Annotated in this window: 17 protein-coding genes; 9 read left to right on the top strand and 8 right to left on the bottom strand. The window is 62.0% G+C overall.

Annotation, left to right across the window (positions count from 1 at the left end; all coding sequences use genetic code 11):
- Positions 1-70 precede the first annotated feature (70 nt).
- Positions 71-2578 (top strand): ATP-dependent helicase HrpB, encoded by a 2508-nt coding sequence (gene hrpB / locus HU722_RS25860; RefSeq protein WP_065891162.1) that lies wholly within the window; start codon positions 71-73, stop codon positions 2576-2578.
- Between the two features lie 27 nt (positions 2579-2605).
- Here the strand turns inward: hrpB and HU722_RS25855 are convergent, their stop codons facing one another.
- Both HU722_RS25855 and HU722_RS25850 read right to left on the bottom strand, forming a co-directional pair.
- A complete protein-coding gene (locus HU722_RS25855) occupies positions 2606-3694 on the bottom strand; it encodes an endonuclease/exonuclease/phosphatase family protein (RefSeq protein WP_065873657.1) in 1089 nt (362 codons plus the stop codon).
- Between the two features lie 40 nt (positions 3695-3734).
- On the bottom strand, positions 3735-4394 hold the full coding sequence (locus HU722_RS25850) for a DUF7847 domain-containing protein (RefSeq protein ID WP_065891202.1): 660 nt from the start codon (positions 4392-4394) through the stop codon (positions 3735-3737).
- Positions 4395-4572: 178 nt separating this feature from the next.
- Here HU722_RS25850 and HU722_RS25845 point away from each other — a divergent pair, with 178 nt between their 5' ends.
- The 3 genes from HU722_RS25845 to HU722_RS25835 all read left to right on the top strand — a co-directional run bounded on the left by HU722_RS25845 (position 4573) and on the right by HU722_RS25835 (position 6588).
- Entirely contained in the window at positions 4573-5340 is a 768-nt protein-coding gene (locus HU722_RS25845; protein ID WP_065891161.1) for a DUF2076 domain-containing protein, read from the top strand.
- A 117-nt stretch (positions 5341-5457) separates the two neighbouring features.
- Positions 5458-5934, top strand: coding sequence for a LabA-like NYN domain-containing protein (locus tag HU722_RS25840; protein WP_065873655.1), 477 nt, complete (start codon positions 5458-5460; stop codon positions 5932-5934).
- Between the two features lie 42 nt (positions 5935-5976).
- The gene (locus tag HU722_RS25835) at positions 5977-6588 is read left to right on the top strand and encodes a 3'-5' exonuclease (protein WP_065891160.1); all 612 of its coding nucleotides are present in this window, start codon (positions 5977-5979) and stop codon (positions 6586-6588) included.
- Positions 6589-6809: 221 nt separating this feature from the next.
- Here HU722_RS25835 and HU722_RS25830 read toward each other — a convergent pair whose 3' ends face one another.
- Positions 6810-7271 carry an Lrp/AsnC family transcriptional regulator gene (locus tag HU722_RS25830; RefSeq protein WP_065880398.1) on the bottom strand — a complete coding sequence of 154 codons (462 nt, stop codon included), beginning with the start codon at positions 7269-7271 and terminating at the stop codon, positions 6810-6812.
- Positions 7272-7431: 160 nt separating this feature from the next.
- Here HU722_RS25830 and yedA point away from each other — a divergent pair, with 160 nt between their 5' ends.
- Entirely contained in the window at positions 7432-8328 is an 897-nt protein-coding gene (gene yedA / locus HU722_RS25825) for a drug/metabolite exporter YedA (protein WP_065873652.1), read from the top strand.
- 48 nt (positions 8329-8376) lie between these two features.
- The gene (gene rhlE1 / locus HU722_RS25820) at positions 8377-9711 is read left to right on the top strand and encodes an RNA helicase RhlE1 (protein ID WP_065891159.1); all 1335 of its coding nucleotides are present in this window, start codon (positions 8377-8379) and stop codon (positions 9709-9711) included.
- A gap of 121 nt (positions 9712-9832) precedes the next feature.
- Here the strand turns inward: rhlE1 and HU722_RS25815 are convergent, their stop codons facing one another.
- Together HU722_RS25815 and HU722_RS25810 are read right to left on the bottom strand one after the other, a co-directional pair.
- Positions 9833-11059 carry a TIGR03862 family flavoprotein gene (locus HU722_RS25815; protein WP_065891158.1) on the bottom strand — a complete coding sequence of 409 codons (1227 nt, stop codon included), beginning with the start codon at positions 11057-11059 and terminating at the stop codon, positions 9833-9835.
- Positions 11060-11229: 170 nt separating this feature from the next.
- The gene (locus tag HU722_RS25810) at positions 11230-12150 is read right to left on the bottom strand and encodes a histone deacetylase family protein (RefSeq protein WP_065880395.1); all 921 of its coding nucleotides are present in this window, start codon (positions 12148-12150) and stop codon (positions 11230-11232) included.
- A 75-nt stretch (positions 12151-12225) separates the two neighbouring features.
- On the opposite strand from HU722_RS25810, the gene HU722_RS25805 reads away from it, so the two are divergent.
- The 3 genes from HU722_RS25805 to HU722_RS25795 are packed head-to-tail and all read left to right on the top strand — an operon-like array spanning position 12226 to position 14302.
- The gene (locus tag HU722_RS25805; protein WP_065880394.1) at positions 12226-12795 is read left to right on the top strand and encodes a GNAT family N-acetyltransferase; all 570 of its coding nucleotides are present in this window, start codon (positions 12226-12228) and stop codon (positions 12793-12795) included.
- A gap of 41 nt (positions 12796-12836) precedes the next feature.
- Positions 12837-13706, top strand: coding sequence for an acyl-CoA thioesterase II (gene tesB, locus HU722_RS25800; RefSeq protein WP_049711414.1), 870 nt, complete (start codon positions 12837-12839; stop codon positions 13704-13706).
- On the top strand, positions 13703-14302 hold the full coding sequence (locus tag HU722_RS25795; RefSeq protein WP_065891157.1) for an HAD family hydrolase: 600 nt from the start codon (positions 13703-13705) through the stop codon (positions 14300-14302). The genes tesB and HU722_RS25795 overlap by 4 nt, the downstream gene beginning before the upstream one ends.
- Before the next feature lie 29 nt (positions 14303-14331).
- Here the strand turns inward: HU722_RS25795 and HU722_RS25790 are convergent, their stop codons facing one another.
- The 3 genes from HU722_RS25790 to HU722_RS25780 are packed head-to-tail and all read right to left on the bottom strand — an operon-like array spanning position 14332 to position 16653.
- A complete protein-coding gene (locus HU722_RS25790) occupies positions 14332-15306 on the bottom strand; it encodes a hypothetical protein (RefSeq protein ID WP_065880392.1) in 975 nt (324 codons plus the stop codon).
- Positions 15307-16194, bottom strand: a complete 888-nt coding sequence (gene ypfJ / locus HU722_RS25785) for a KPN_02809 family neutral zinc metallopeptidase (RefSeq protein WP_065873645.1) — start codon at positions 16192-16194, stop codon at positions 15307-15309.
- A 45-nt stretch (positions 16195-16239) separates the two neighbouring features.
- The gene (locus HU722_RS25780) at positions 16240-16653 is read right to left on the bottom strand and encodes a membrane lipoprotein lipid attachment site-containing protein (protein WP_049711418.1); all 414 of its coding nucleotides are present in this window, start codon (positions 16651-16653) and stop codon (positions 16240-16242) included.
- Between the last annotated feature and the right edge of the window lie 115 nt (positions 16654-16768).

Here is a 16768-nt window from a genome sequence, read left to right as displayed (position 1 = left end):
TGTGTCTTTGAGACCAGCGTCGGCATCCGGCAGTTCGCCGTTATACTCGCCGCTCTGCTTTGGAGCCAGTATGAATTCGTTGCCGATTGATGATGTTTTACCCGCCCTGTGTGACGCCTTGGCAAATCGCCATGAAGCCGTGCTGGAAGCGCCGCCCGGCGCCGGTAAAACCACCCGCGTGCCCTTGGCCTTGTTGAATGAGCCATGGCTGGCCGGGCAAACCATCCTGATGCTCGAACCGCGTCGCCTGGCCGCCCGCGCCGCTGCCGAGCGCTTGGCCAGCGAGCTGGGTGAAAAAGTCGGTGAAACCGTCGGTTATCGCATTCGGCTGGACAGCAAAGTCGGCCCCAACACGCGCATCGAAGTGGTCACCGAAGGCATTCTCACTCGCCGCCTGCAGGACGACCCGGCGTTGGACGGCGTGGGCCTGCTGATTTTCGACGAGTTCCACGAGCGCAGTCTCGACGCCGACCTGGCGTTGGCCCTGAGCCTGAACGGCCGCGACCTGTTTCGCGATGAGCAGCCGCTGAAAATCCTGCTGATGTCCGCCACCCTCGAAGGCGAACGCCTCGCCAGCCTACTGGACAACGCGCCGATCCTGCGCAGTGAAGGGCGCATGTTCCCGGTGCAGATGCGTTGGGGGCGGCCGTATCAGGCGGGTGAATTTATCGAGCCGCGCCTGGTACAGACCATCCTTGAAGCCCTGCATGACGAAACCGGCAGCGTGCTGGTGTTCTTGCCGGGGCAGGCGGAGATTCGGCGGGTCAATCAACAACTGGCCGACGCCCTGGGTGATCGTACCGATGTGCTGCTGTGCCCACTGCATGGCGAACTGGATTTGAACGCCCAGCGCGCTGCTATCGATCCCGCGCCCGCCGGCAAACGCAAAGTCGTGCTGGCGACCAACATCGCCGAGACCAGCCTGACCATCAATGGCGTGCGCGTGGTGATCGACGCCGGCTTGGCCCGCGTGCCGCGCTTCGACCCGGGCAGCGGCATGACCCGCCTCGACACCCAGCGCATCTCCCGCGCCAGCGCCACGCAACGGGCTGGCCGGGCAGGGCGCCTGGAACCTGGCGTGTGTTATCGCTTGTGGTCCGAGGACCAGCATGAAGGCCTGGCTGCTTACGGCAGCGCGGAGATCCTCGCCGCCGACCTGGCGGGTTTGGCCTTGCAGTTGGCGCGTTGGGGTGTGACGCCTACACAACTGGTGTGGCTGGATGTACCGCCGACCGCTGCGTATGCCCAGGCGCAGGACTTGCTGATGCGCCTCGGCGCCATGAATGAAGGCACACTCACCGCGCACGGCCAGAAGATGGCCGAGTTGCCTGCTCATCCACGTATTGCCCATTTACTCTTGCGCGGGCAGGACTTGGGGCTCGCGGCGACGGCGTGTGATGTTGCCGCCCTGCTGGGTGAGCGCGACATCTTGCGCGGTGGCGGCGCGGATTTGCACAGCCGCCTGGCGCTGTTGTCCGGCGAAGAACGTGCGCGTGGCACGCAAGGCGGCGTACAGCGCGCCAAGCAACTGGCCCGGCAATATCGCGGCTACCTGAGAGGCAAGGCCACGCAACCGGTGGTCGATCCCGATCACCCGCGCTGGCTCGGCGCCTTGCTCGCCCTGGCCTACCCGGACCGCGTCGCCCAGCAACGCCGTCCCGGTGGCGCCGAATACCGTCTGGCCAATGGCCGTGCCGCGTTGTTCGCCGAGGCCGACAGCCTGATGAAGCAACCCTGGCTGGTGATCGCCGACCTGGGCAGCCGCCAGGGCCAGCGTGAAGAACGCATCTACCTGGCAGCGGATTTTGATCCGGCGCTGTTCGACATGGTGCTGGCCGAGCAAGTGCGCAATGTCGACCAATTGGATTGGGACGAACGCGAAGGCGTCCTGCGCGCCGAACGCCAACGCAAAGTCGGCGAACTGGTGCTCAGCCGCGAACCACTGACCGGCCTCGACGAATCCGCGCGCAGCCAGGCGCTGGTCAACCTGGTGCGCCGCAAAGGCCTTGAACTGCTGCCGTGGACGCCTGAGCTACGGCAATGGCAGGCTCGCGTCATGCTGCTGCGCCAACTCGACGCCGGCAAAACCAGCGAATGGCCCGACATCAGCGATAGCGCCTTGCTCGCCAGCCTTGAACACTGGTTGATGCCGTACTTGGGCAAAGTCTCGCGCCTGAGTCATTTCGCCAACCTGGATATCGCCAGCTACCTGCACAACCTGCTGCCGTGGCCGCTGCCACAGCGCCTCGATGAACTGGCTCCGCAGCATGTGAAAGTGCCGTCGGGTTCGTCAGTGCGCTTGGACTACAGCGAACACCCGCCGATTCTGGCAGTGCGTTTGCAGGAATTGTTCGGGCTGGCGGACACCCCGCGCATTGCCGGCGGGCGCCAGGTGGTGAAGTTGCACCTGCTGTCCCCGGCGCGGCGGCCGGTACAGGTGACCCAGGACCTGGCGAACTTCTGGCGCAGTACCTACGCCGACGTGAAGAAGGATTTGAAGGGGCGGTATCCGAAACATTACTGGCCGGATGATCCGTTGGTGGCCGAGGCGACGGCACGGATCAAACCGCGAAAGTAGGCGCGACAGCTATCTATGTGGTGTGGGTTATTGCGCGGCGGGCAGCAGGAAGCGTGCGATCACCGGCAAATGATTGGAGATGCGCAGCGTGTCTTCCTGGCGCACCTTGGCTTCCACCCGCTTGATCCGTGGGCTGTAGAACAGGTAATCCAACGTGCGATCCGGGCCGTCCACGCTCGGGTCATTCGGGAAGTGCGTCAGCCATTTCTCACGGTCGATGCCGCTGGATTGGCTGTTGCTGGGGATCATCGGGTATTTGTCCCACAGCATATGCAGCTCGCTGTCCGGCGAATATTGCCCGCGCTTACCGGCGTCCAAACGCAGGAATTGACCCAGGGGCAGCAGGTTGAAATCCCCGCCGATCAGCCAGGGTGTGCCACGGCCTTCGAGTCTGTCCAGCAGTTTGACCGTGGTGTTTACTTGCTCCTGCACCGCGCTGCGTCCGGGGGCATCGCCGTCCAGGCGCGTGTTGATCACTGCCAGTTGGCCGCCGTCGCTGAGCGGCAGGTAGGTCAGCAGCAAGGCCGGCTTGGGTTGGAACTGGCGGCTGAGGATATTGGCCTCGGATGCCGGCAATTGCAGGCGTTCGGCGTGTTCGATCTGGTAGCGGCTGAGGGTCGCCAATTTGCGGCCGACACTGCCGAAGATATGCAGGTTTGGCACAAAGTCGGCTTTCCAGTCGAACGTCTGGGCACTGCACGGGTAGAGGTCGACCAGGCGTTCCTGCAAAAGGGCGAGCTGGTCTTGGTAGTGGGAAGGCTTGGCGTTTTCGTCGAGTTCCTGCAGCAGCAGGATGTCGGGTTGTTCGTCGCGAATCACCCGCGCCACTTCGTCGAGGCTGGCGGCCATGTCTTCAACCGTGGGGCGATCATCGGGGCCGCTGCCGTCGGCGGTGTCGTACCAGAACACGTAGTTCTTGCCGGCCAGGTATTGCACGTTCCAGGTCATGACCTTGAGCGCCTGCCCCGGCAGCAAGGTCGGCGCACGCGGGGCGACGCAGCTCACCGGCAGGGTTTCCTTGGCCTCGGGGCGCCAGGTCAAGCTGTAGATCAAGGCCGTCAGCAGGCCCGCGACGATCAGCAGGCCCAGCAGGGTGATGCGCAATAAACGGGTCATCGGCTCGGCTTATAGCGTTTCAAGAGTGGTGCGGAGCATATCACCGCGCGTCGGCATCGCCACCGATCAACATGAATAAACGGAACAGCACCACGCTGGTAAACAGTTGAAGGAAGCTGTGGGCGCTGTCCATCAATAGGCCCAGCAGCGGCGCCGGTTCTGGATAGGCTGCCACGCTGGCGCCTTTGAGCAGCCACAACGGCGTCATCACGCACAGCAGGCACACCAGGATTCGCCAGAAATGCCCACGGGTCAGGCGGAAGCTTTCCTTCATGGCCTCCAGCGCCGGCATGCCGCGCAGCACCAGCAAGTATTCGGCGAACGCCAGCACCACCATCAGCCACAGGCCCGGCAGGAAGTACAGCGACAGCCCCAGCAGAATCAGCAGCGTGCTCATGGCCGTCAGCAGGGCGAAGCGCGGCCACAGGGTCAGGGCCATGGCCCATACGTCCTGGTTGCGCGGCGACTCGCCACGGGTGCGGGCATCCAGGAACAGAATCAACGCGCCGGTGTACAGCGGGTAGACCAGCAACCCCACCACCACGCTGTAACCGGGGAACGCGTCCGGGCCGACCATGTGGTTGAGCACCTGTTGCAGCAGGGCTTCGAGAATCACCAGCGGCAAACATAGCTGGACGATGGCGCCCAGGTTGTGTCGGGTGAAACGCAAGGAGTCGCGCAATACGTCTAACGGATTCATCAAGTTCATCGCAGGCCTGAAAGCAAGGGCAACACTTTAACCGATCAAGGCTGGCGGTACGCAAACGTAAACCTTGAGTAAAGACCATTGAAACAACTCGTAACACCCCCATAACTGAGACAGCGCCTGATTAAAGGCGAGACCACGATTTTTCTACCGGCAATCTAACGAGGTCGCCATGAACAGCGAAGAGCAAACCCTGATCGATGGACTGTTTTCACGGTTGCAGCAAGCCGAAACGGACTCAGCCCCCCGCGACGCCCAGGCCGAAGCGCGGATCAAGGAGCACATGACTCGCCAACCGGCGGCCGGGTATTACATGACCCAGTCGATCCTGGTGCAGGAACACGCGCTCAAGACACTCGACGCGCAGAACAAACAACAGGCGCAGCAAATCCAGCAATTGCAGGAGGAGTTGCAACGGGCCAAATCCGCGCAACCCACCGCTTCGGGTGGCGGTGGTTTCTTGTCGAGCATCTTTGGCGGAGGCGGTTCACGTGATTCGCAACCGGCACAGAGCGCGCCGGCCTCTTCCGGCGGCGGCTGGCGTGAACCGGCGCGGCCTTCCTTTGGCCAGCCTGCGTCGCAGCAAAACTACGGCGCCCCGCAGCAGAGTTATCAACAACCACAGCAAGCGCCAGCCGCTCCAATGGGCAGTGGTTTCCTCGGTGGCGCGTTGAAAACTGCTGCCGGTGTGGCCGGTGGTGTGATGTTGGCAGAGGGCATCAGCAGCCTGTTCAACCACAACTCGCAACAGCCGCAAGTCGTCGAGGAAATCATCCGCGAAGAGCCCGCGCCTGCCAGTGACAGCGGCAACTGGGGCAACGATGACCAGAAGTTTGCCGGCAATGACAACTGGGGCAACGACAACGCCTCGGACAGCTTTGCCGACAGCGATTACTCCGACGATTCTTCTTCCTTCGGCGACGACGATTCCTTCGTCTGACGCACCTTGACCGGGGTGCTTCGTCGCCCCGGTCTGATTTTTCCCGGAAACGTTCTCGCGGCTGGCATACTGGCAGCCTTTCCGGGCGCTGGCGCCTGGCTGTCATGAGGAAGTGCGGTGAAGAAAATTGCAGTGTTCGCCGATGTGCAAAACCTCTACTACACCGTCCGCCAGGCCTATGGTTGCCACTTCAACTATGCCGCCCTGTGGGCTGACATCAGTTCGCGGGGGCAGATTGTCGAGGCCTATGCGTACGCCATCGACCGCGGCGACAGCAAGCAGCAGCAATTCCAGCAGATCCTGCGCAACCTGGGCTTTACGGTAAAACTCAAACCCTACATCCAGCGCAGCGACGGCTCGGCCAAGGGCGACTGGGACGTGGGCATCACCCTCGACATCATGGACGCCGCCGACCACGTCGACGAAATCGTGCTGGCCTCCGGCGACGGTGATTTCGACATGCTGCTCGACCGCATCATCCACAAGCACGGCGTTGAAGCCGTGGCTTACGGCGTGCCGGGGCTGACGGCCAACTCACTGATCCGCGCTGCCAGTCGCTACGTACCCATCGAAGGCGCGTTGCTGCTCAAATAAGCGCTGCGGCTTAATACATTGTTAGACGGAGTTGGAACAGGTTTGGAACGTATAGCGGTCATCGACTTTGAAACCACCGGCATCACCCCGAGCAGCTATTGCCGCGCGACGGAAATCGCCGTGGTTATCCTCGAACGCGGCCAGATCGTGGACCGCTACCAGAGCCTGATGAACGCCGGCGTACGCGTTCCCGGTTTCATCGAACAACTCACCGGCATCAGCAACGCCATGCTGCGCAGCGCGCCGCCGGCTGAGCGGGTTATGAATGAAGTCAATGAATTCGTCGGCACCACGCCCTTGATGGCGCACAACGCCGCGTTCGACCAGAAATTCTGGGACTACGAACTGGGCTTGATCCGCCGCACCCGCCTGCAGAAATTTGCTTGTTCGCTACTGCTGGCTCGCCGGTTGATGCCCACCGCGCCCAACCACAAACTCGGCACGCTCAACGCCTTCGCCCAACTGCCCCACACCGGCAAGGCTCACCGGGCGATGGCGGATGCGGAGATGGCCGCCAACCTGACCGCGCACCTGGCCCAGCAACTGCGCGGCACCCACGGCCTGCGCGAACTGTCCCATGAGTTGCTGTGCACCTTGCAAAAAGTGCCGGCGGCGAAGATCAATGAGCACCTGAAGAAACATCGCGGGTTCTGATCCGCCTTTGTAGTGAGCGGGCTTGCCCCGCGCTGGGCCCCAAAACCTGGCACCGAGTGCTAACTGAAAAATCGCGGCGGCCTTATTGGGGCTGCTTCGCAGCCCAGCGCGGGGCAAGCCCGCTCACTACAGCGCCCGATCCACCACCCCGTGGTTGACCGCGTGCAGTCCAGGTAACTCGGTTCATTGTGGGAGCCGGGCTTGCCCGCGATGGCGGTGGGTCAGCCGCCACTCTTCCCGACCCCCTCCAACTGCCCCAACGGCACCCGCCGCTCTATGGCGCTCGACAAAATGATCGAGGTCTTGCTGAACCCGAACTTCGCCACCCGATTAATCAGGTTTTCCAGCTCCGGCATGGTGCCCACTGCCGCTTGCATGATCACGCACGGATCACCCGTCACTCGATGGCACTCGGTCAGCTCAGGGATTTGCGCGAGGGCGTCGTAGGTCTTTTGGCTGCCGTGGTTAGTCAGCCGCAACTCCATCACGCATTGAATTGGCAAGCCGACTTTGGACAGGTCCACCTTGGCCTGATAACCGGTGATCACGCCACTGGCCTCGAGCTTGGCCACTCGCTCAGCGACGGCGGGGGCGGAGAGGTTTACCTTGCGGGCGAGTTGCGCGTAGGAGGCGCGGCCGTCTTCGAGCAGGGCGCTGAGGAGCAGGCGGTCGTATTTGTCCATGATAAGGCTCCGGTAACGCGTGGCTTTCGAAAGCATGGCTTATAGCGCTGATTACCATGCTTTGAAAAGTGTATGGGCGGTTTAAACAGGTTTTGTAACTTATGTTTATCGACCTGCTTTTTTAGAATAAGCCTTCCTACATCTGCCATAGAGCTGCCCAATGCCTGGCCCACGTCGCTTTCCATTACCATTGATCGCCGCCTTTTTTGCGTTGTATGTGATCTGGGGGTCTACCTACCTAGTGATCCGGATTGGTGTGGAGTACTGGCCGCCGTTGATGTTGGGTGGGATTCGCTTTTTGCTGGCGGGCGCGGCGATGTATGGCTATTTACGCTGGCGCGGGGCGCCGGCGCCGACGTGGGAGCAGTGGAAGGCCGCCGCCAAAATCGGCATTTTGCTGCTGACTTTCGGCAACGGCGCGGTGACGTTGGCCGAACACTCGGGTGTGTCGTCCGGCGTTGCCGCACTGGCCGTGGCAACGGTGCCGTTGTTCACCTTGCTCTGTGGCTATTTCTGGGGCGCGCGTAATACCCGTCTGGAATGGGCCGGGGTGGTCCTGGGGATTATCGGCATCGCCATGCTCAACATGGGCAGCACGTTGCAATCGAGCCCCACCGGCGCTGCCTTGCTGTTATTTGCTGCCGCTTCGTGGGCATTTGGTTCGGTGTGGAGCCGGCGCTTGCCGCTGCCTCAAGGGGCCATGGCCAGTGCCGCAGAAATGTTGGTGGCCGGCGTCACGTTGTTGATCGGCAGCGCGTTGACCGGTGAACGCCTGCAGGCTATGCCACCGCTGGAAGGTTGGCTGGCCCTGGCTTATCTGGCTGTATTCGGTTCGATCATCGCTTTTAACGCTTATATGTACCTGCTCAAGCATGTACGCCCGGCGGCGGCTACCAGCTATGCCTACGTCAACCCGGCGGTGGCGGTGTTGTTGGGGATCGTATTCGTGGGCGAGACCATCGGCATGGAAGAAGCCCTGGCCATGTTGGTGATTATCAGCGCGGTGCTATTGATCAGCCTGCCCCAGTGGCGCAAGCCGAGGCCGGAAATAAGGTAAACTGCGGCGCATTACGCCCTTGCGCTGAATTTTTCCTACGGTAAATACATGACTTTCGCCACCCTTGGCCTGATCGAACCCTTGCTGCGCGCCCTTGAGACGCTTGGCTACCAGACCCCGACGCCGGTGCAGGCGCAAGCCATTCCGGCGGTGCTGGCCGGTCGCGACCTGATGGCCGCGGCCCAGACCGGCACCGGCAAGACCGCCGGTTTCGCCGTGCCGCTGCTGCAACTGTTGACGATGGAAGGGCCGAAAGTCGCTGCCAACTCGGCGCGTGCGCTGATCCTGTGCCCAACCCGCGAGCTCGCCGAACAGGTTCACGCCAGCGTTGCCGAGTACGCCCAAAACCTGCCGCTGACCACTTACGCCGTGTACGGCGGCGTGAGCATCAACCCGCAGATGATGAAGCTGCGCAAAGGCGTCGACATCCTGGTCGCTACGCCTGGCCGCCTGATTGACCTGTTCCGCCAGAACGCGCTGAAACTCAACCAGCTGCAAACCCTGGTGCTGGATGAAGCCGACCGCATGCTCGACCTGGGCTTCTCCGAAGAGCTTGCCAACATTTATCGCATGCTGCCGAAAAAGCGCCAGACCCTGCTGTTCTCCGCCACCTTTTCCGACGAGATCCGCACGCTGGCCGGTCAGATGCTCAACGACCCGCTGACCATCGAAGTCAGCCCGCGCAACGTCGCCGCCAACACCGTGAAGCAATGGGTGGTGCCGGTGGACAAGAAGCGTAAGGCTGAGCTGTTTGTGCACCTGATGCGCAAAGGCCGTTGGAAGCAGGTGCTGGTGTTCGCCAAGACCCGTAACGGCGTGGATGCGCTGGTGGATAAGTTGCAAGGCCTGGGCATCAATGCCGACGGCATCCATGGCGACAAGCCGCAAGCCACCCGTCAACGTGCGCTGGACCGTTTTAAATCGAGTGATGTGCAGATCCTGGTGGCTACCGATGTGGCGGCCCGTGGCCTGGACATCGAAGACCTGCCGCTGGTGGTCAACTTTGACCTGCCGATTGTGGCCGAGGATTACATTCACCGCATCGGCCGCACCGGGCGTGCGGGCAATACCGGTGAAGCGATTTCCCTGGTGTGCGCCGATGAAGTGAACATGCTGTCGGCCATTGAGATGCTGACGCGTCAGACGCTGAACCGGCATATGGAGCAGGATTTCGAACCGGAGCACCGCGTGCCGGACACCGATGCCAGCGGGCAAGTGGTGAAGAAGCCGAAAAAACCGAAGAAGCCTAAAACGTCGGGTGGTGGCGGTAAGCGCAACCTGGGTAAGTGGGTGGACAGTGGGGATGCGGCACCGGTGGAGCCTTCGATCAAACCGGTGCGCAAGGTGCCTGTGTTTAATACTGGGCCGCGTAAGAAGAAGTGATTTTGCGGCGTTGCTGATGGCCTCATCGCAGGCAAGCCAGCTCCCACATTTGACGGTGTTCACACATCAAAATGTGGGCGCTGGCTTGCCTGCGATGGCGGCTCTAGATTCACCACACATCTCAGCGGTTAAGCCATTCCAACATGCCACGCCCAGCCGCCTGCCCGCTGGCAAAGCATCCCGTCAGTAGGTAGCCCCCCGTCGGCGCTTCCCAATCCAGCATCTCCCCCGCACAAAACACCCCCGGCAATTGCTTGAGCATCAAGCGCTCATCCAACGCCTCAAACGGCACGCCGCCTGCCGTGCTGATCGCCTCATCCATCGGTCGCGTCTTCACCAGCGTCAACGGCAGCGCCTTGATAGCCACCGCCAGTTGCGCCGGATCGTTGAAGTGCTCTGCCGGTGCCAACTCACGCAACAGCGCCGCTTTCACCCCATCCAACCCCAACTGACTGTGCAAATGCTTGCTCATCGAGCGCGAGCCACGTGGCTTGGCCAAGGCAGCCTGGACCTTATCCAGCGGTTTGCTCGGCAACAGGTCGATGTGCACCGTGGCCGAACCGTCGCGGTTGATCGCTTCGCGAATCGGCGCCGACAGTGCGTAGATCAAACTGCCCTCAATGCCGGTGGCAGTGACCACACATTCCCCTAACCGAGGCTTGTCATCCCCCAAGCCGATGGCGACGTTTTTCAACGGCGCACCGGCGAATTTACTGACCATCAATTCGCTCCAGGCCGACACCTCGAAGCCACAATTACTGGGTTGCAATGGGATGTAAGGCACGCCTTTGTCTTCCAGCAACTTGAGCCAGGCACCGTCAGAACCCAGGCGCGACCAACTGCCGCCGCCGAGGGCCAGCAACGCTGCATCGCTGTGGACAGTTTTCTCGCCATCCGGGCTGTGGATAAGTAAGTCGCCCTCGGTATTCCAGCCCACCCAGCGATGGCGAGTGTGGATAACCACGCCTTGATCGCGCAGGCGCTTGAGCCACGCACGCAGTAGGGGAGCGGCTTTCATGTCCGTAGGAAATACGCGGCCAGAGGTGCCGACAAAGGTTTCGATGCCCAAGCCATGAATCCATTCGCACAACGCTTCGGCACCAAACCCACGCAACAAGGGCGCCATATGCGGCGCGCGCTCGGCGTACCGTGACAGGAACGCCGGGTACGCCTCGGAATGGGTGATGTTCATGCCGCCCACGCCAGCCAGCAGGAACTTGCGCCCCACCGAAGGCATGCCGTCGAACAGGTCCACGCGCACGTCCGCCTGGCTCAGGACTTCAGCAGCCATCAGCCCGGCAGGGCCGCCGCCGATAATGGCAACGTGAGGAGGAGGGGTCTGAGGCATGGGCTGGGCTACGGTCGCTGAATAGGCCGAGCATTCTACCCGAGGACGGCGCAACTGCCTGATCAAAAAATGTACAACTTCCTACAGGCCAGACTGCTTCTGGCTTTCAGGCGCTTACGCTCAAGTTATCCACAGGTGGTTCCACAGGCATTGTGGGTAACGCCCACGGTTCAATGACAACCTGATGACGTCCATACCCGTTGCGCACTGTGGTGCAGGATGCCGTGGCGGCGGGCGAGGGCCGGGCGGTCCTTGCTGTAGCCGCCGCCGATCACGCCCATCACCGGAATGTCACGGCCCAGGCAGTGGCGCATGACGCTTTCGTCGCGGGCGGCGACGCCCTCGTCTGTCAGCTTGAGGTAACCGAGGGCGTCGTCTTTATGCACATCGACCCCGGCGTCGTACAGCACCAGGTCGGGCTGGTAGAGCGGCAGCAGGTAGTTGAGCGCGTCGTCCACCACCTTGAGGTAATCGGCATCGCCCATGCCCATCGGCAGCGGGATGTCCCAGTCGCTCTGGGCCTTGCGCGCCGGGAAGTTCTTTTCGCAGTGCAGCGACACAGTGATGGCGTCTGGCGTGTCGTGGAGAATGCGCGCGGTGCCATCGCCCTGGTGCACGTCGCAGTCGAAGATCAGCACGCGGTTGACGCGGCCGCTCGCCAGCAGGTAATGGCTGATCACCGCCAAGTCATTGAAGATGCAAAAGCCGGCCGGATAATCGTAATGGGCGTGATGGGTGCCGCCGGCCAGGTGGCAGGCCAGGCCGTGTTCCAGCGCCTGTTCCGCCGCCAGGATCGAGCCGCCGACTGCACGCACGGTGCGCCGGGCCAGGGCTTCGCTCCAAGGCAGGCCGAGGCGCCGTTGGTCTTCGCGGGACAACTCGCCGCTCATATAGCGCTCGATATACCCAGCGTCATGGGCCAGGGCCAGAATCTGCGGTGGGCACAGTTGTGGGCGCAGCAGTTGGCTGTCGTCGGTCAGTCCCGTGGACACCAGGTGGTCGCGCAACAGGCGGAATTTGTCCATGGGGAAGCGATGGTCCGCCGGGAACTCGGGGCTGTAGTCATCGTGGTAGATCAATGGCAAAGGCATGGGATTTTCTGACGGGAACCTGCGACGGATCTTACCAGCGCTGTACACTCACGCACATGGCAAGGGAGGGGACCCATGGAGCCGATACTCGAATTGGAAAGCGCACGGCTGGTGCTGCGCCAATGGCGCGACAGCGACTTGCTGGAGTTTGCGCGCATGTGCGCCGACCCGCAGGTGATGCGCTATTTCCCGGCCAAGCTGAGCCATCTGGAAAGCGCTGCGTTGATCGGCCGGATTCGTGGTCATTTCGCCGAATACGGCTTTGGCCTGTGGGCATTGCAGCGCAAGGACACCGGTGACTTCATCGGCCTTACCGGGTTGCTGAACGTCAGCTTCGAAGCGGATTTTACCCCGGCGGTGGAAATCGGCTGGCGCCTGGCTCGCGAGCACTGGGGCCTGGGTTACGCCAGCGAGGCGGCGTGGACCGCGCTGCGCTGCGGTTTCGACCGCTTGCAACTGGACGAAATCGTTGCCTTCACCACGCAATCCAATCTGCCATCACAAAAAGTCATGCAGGCCATCGGTATGCATTACGATCCCCAGGCAGATTTTGAACACCCCAAGGTCGCAGCCGATGACCCGCTGCGCCATCATGTTTTGTATCGCATCACCCGCGCCCAATGGTTGGACACGCTGCACGGATAAGCAGCCCGGAATGCCCTATCGATTGTTGTAGGAGTTGCTCTATGAGCCAAGTATTGGAAGATCTGGTGGACTTGCTGACCCTGGAGCCGATCGAGGAAAACCTCTTTCGCGGCCGCAGCCAGGACCTGGGTTTTCGCCAACTGTTCGGCGGCCAGGTGCTCGGCCAATCGCTGTCGGCCGCCAGCCAGACCGTAGAAGAAGCGCGGCACGTGCATTCCCTGCATGGTTACTTCCTGCGTCCCGGTGATGCGGCGTTGCCGGTGGTGTATTCAGTGGACCGCGTACGCGACGGCGGCAGTTTCAGCACTCGTCGTGTGACAGCGATCCAGAAGGGCCACCCGATCTTTACCTGCAGTGCCTCGTTCCAGTACGACGAACAAGGCTTCGACCATCAGACCACCATGCCCGTAGTGGTCGGCCCGGAAAACTTGCCGTCCGAGCTTGAGCTGACCAAACAGCGTGCGCACTTGATCCCCGAGCATATGCGCGACAAGTTGCTGTGCCCCAAGCCGATCGAAGTGCGCCCGGTCACCGAAAAAGACCCGTTCAACCCGCAGCCATCCGACCCGGTCAAGTACGTGTGGTTTCGTGCCGACGGCGCGTTGGCCGACGCGCCGGCGCTGCATAAGTACCTGCTGGCCTACGCCTCTGACTTCGGCCTGTTGACCACCTCGTTGCTGCCCCATGGCAAGACCGTGTGGCAGAAAGACATGCAGGTCGCCAGCCTCGACCATGCGCTGTGGTTTCACGCTGACCTGCGCGCCGATGACTGGTTGCTGTACGCCATGGACAGCCCGTGGGCCGGCAATTCCCGTGGGTTCTCCCGGGGCAGCGTGTACAACCGCGCCGGGCAACTGGTGGCCTCGGTGACCCAGGAAGGCTTGATTCGCCATCGCAAGGACTGGGCATGAGCCTGGCGGACGTTACGCACTGGGTGTTCGACATGGATGGCACGCTGACGGTGGCCGTGCATGATTTTGCGGCCATTCGCGTGGCCCTGGAGATCCCGCCCGAGGACGATATTCTCACGCATCTGGCGGCGTTGCCCGCGGATGAGGCGGCGGCCAAGCATGCCTGGCTGCTGGAGCATGAGCGCGAGTTGGCGCTGGGTTCGGTCGCCGCAGATGGCGCGGTTGAGTTGGTGCGCGAACTGGCCGGGCGGGGCTATCGGCTGGGCATCCTGACCCGCAATGCGCAGGAGTTGGCCCACGTTACGTTGGAGGCGATCGGCCTGGCGGACTGTTTTGCCATCGAGGATGTGCTGGGGCGTGATGATGCGCCGCCGAAGCCGGACCCGGGTGGTTTGCTGAAACTGGCGGCAGCCTGGGATGTCGCGCCGAGCGAGATGGTGATGGTCGGCGATTACCGCTTCGACCTGGATTGTGGCCGAGCGGCAGGTGCGCGGACGGTGTTGGTTAACGTGCCGGAAAACCCGTGGCCGGAGTTGGCGGATTGGCATGCCGAGGATTGTGCGGCGCTGCGCCGGATGATCCAGCCCAGACAATAGAGATCAAATGTGGGCTTCTTCAGGGGGGGTTATTGGAACAGTACCTTCTGGCCCTCCGGCGACGTAAACATCCCATCCCCGTTATGCCCCACTCCAGGCACTTCCACCAACCTGTGGCCCAACTGCGGATGCCGCTGCTGGAGGTAGTCAAAATAGTTGTGCCCGCGAATCAGGCGATACGCGCCTTGGGTCTCGGCTTCACAGCTTTTATCCAGTGCTGGGTGGTTTGGGTCGGTGTCCTGCTGGCCCAGTAGATAGGTAACGTTGCGTGACACGTAAACCCGCTCAAGCTGTTCGGCACTCTGGCCCTTGGCGTAGGCCGGCAAGTGTTGCATGCCATATTTCCAGTCGTCGAAGCCTGGGCAGTTGGCCGCGTCGAACTTCAGCGGGCGCTGTGGGCTGAAGTAGGCGTAGGAAGACGGATTGGCCACCACATAGCGCAAGCGGATGCCTTCGGTCAGGAGGGTAGGGTGTTCGTGCCCGGTGAGGGCGAAACGCTGCACCACTTGGCCGCCGCCGGAGTGGCCAGCCACCACAATTTCTTTCAGCGCCGGGAACAGCGTGCGATTGCCCAGGTGCTTGATGATCTGGTCGAGGGCGCCGTACGAGCTGACCTGGCCAGGGCCGGTCGAGGACTCGCCGGCCATCCAATCATTGCCCTTCCAGCGCAGTACCTGGTTGTCCAGGTGGTTGCGCTTCACGTCGAACTCATTCAGAAACTGCGGCGCTATCACCAGTGTATGGGCAGCTTGGCCTGCGTGTTCGGCGGCGTCTTCACCGCTTTGCAGGTAAGTCTGCGCGTTACGCAGGCGACCATGCACGATGATCAACGCACGGGTGACCTGGGGCAGCGGCTGGCGCCAGTCCTGGCTCAAGCCGAGGCTGAGGTCACCGGCATCCAGGTGAAAACGATCGGGACTCACGACGTTGACGCCATGTTCCGCGGCCAAGGTGGTAGAGCAGGCCAGCATCAAACCCAACAGCAATCCCAATCGTTTAGTCATCTAGAGACTCTTGGCCGTAAACGTATCGCATTGATTGATCTGGCCCTGGGCGAAGCCAGTCTTGAACCAGCGTACCCGCTGTGCCGAGGTGCCGTGGGTAAACGAGTCCGGTACTACACGGCCCTGACCCTGTTGCTGCAAGCGGTCGTCGCCAATCGCGTTGGCCGCATTCAGCGCTTCTTCAATGTCGCCGGGCTCCAGCCAGTTCAAGCGCTTTTGCGCACGGTTGGCCCACACCCCGGCGAAGCAGTCGGCTTGCAGTTCCTGACGGACCAGCAGGCCTCCGTCGCCTTCCATTTGCCGGCCCTGTTGGCGCGCGGCCTGGATTTTCGACGAGATGCCGAGCAACGTCTGCACGTGGTGCCCGACTTCGTGGGCGATCACATACGCCTGGGCAAAGTCGCCGGCGGCCTGGAAACGTTGCGACATTTCCCGGAAAAACTCCAGGTCCAGGTACACCTGCTGGTCAGCCGGGCAATAAAACGGGCCGCTGGCCGAGGTGGCGCCACCGCAGGCCGAATTCACCCGGCCACGGAACAGGATCAGTTTCGGATTCTTGTAGGCCAACCCGTTTTCCTGGAACACCTGGCCCCAGGTGTCTTCGGTATCGCCCAGGACGGCCCGCACAAAATCGGCTTGCTCATCGTTGGCCGGCGGCGCCTGGCGCGATTGGGTGCTCACTGACGGTGCCTGTTCCATCTGGCCGGTCAACTGACCGAGGATCTGCATCGGGTCCTGGCCGGTCAGCCAGCCGATGCCGACGATCAGCACAATCGCCGTCAGGCTCAGGCCTTTGCCGCCACCAAAGCGCATGCCGCCCCCACCGCCGCCGCCGTCACTGCGGGCATCCACCACGTTGTCGCTGCGTCGGCCTTTTTTCCATAGCATGTGGGCAATCCTCTGGGTGATGACAGTGTTTGATTATGGTCGTTATTAGCGGCAATAGCCTTCGCCGGTATCGACAATCAGGCAGTCCTTTTTATCCGCGAGCCATTTCAGCCCGGTGGCGGCACCGTCGCCAGCCCGCAATAGCTGTGGACCGTCGGGGCGGGTGAAGGCGATGCCGTCTTCGGCGGCTTCACCCTTGAAGGTGCCCGAGTCATCGGCGTCCAGGCCGTATTGCATGGTGAGGATGTAATGACCACGGCCAATGCTGTCGTCCTTGGCGATGGTCAGGTTGAGGCCTTCGACGCCGATCCACTTGCCGACCCATTTGTCGGTGGGCGGGGTCTCTGGCACCAGGGTGGCCTGCACCGAAGCCGGGGCAGGTTTGGGTGCTTCCTTCGCTTCCTGATTGCAAGCGGTGAGCAGGGCAAGGGCAGACAGAACAAAGAGGGTTTTTTTCATAGCGGCAGGGCCTTGGTTAAAAAGTGTGCAACACGGCAATCAACGTGCAGCGTTGGACTCGAATCCCGTGATTTAGTGCGCTGTTCGCACGGTGTTTGGTTATGCTCTTGGGGCA

The sequence above is a fragment of the Pseudomonas tritici genome (genome assembly GCF_014268275.3).
GTDB lineage: Bacteria > Pseudomonadota > Gammaproteobacteria > Pseudomonadales > Pseudomonadaceae > Aquipseudomonas > Aquipseudomonas tritici.
Note: the sequence above shows the minus strand (reverse complement) of the source record. Positions and strands in the feature narration are given on the sequence as shown.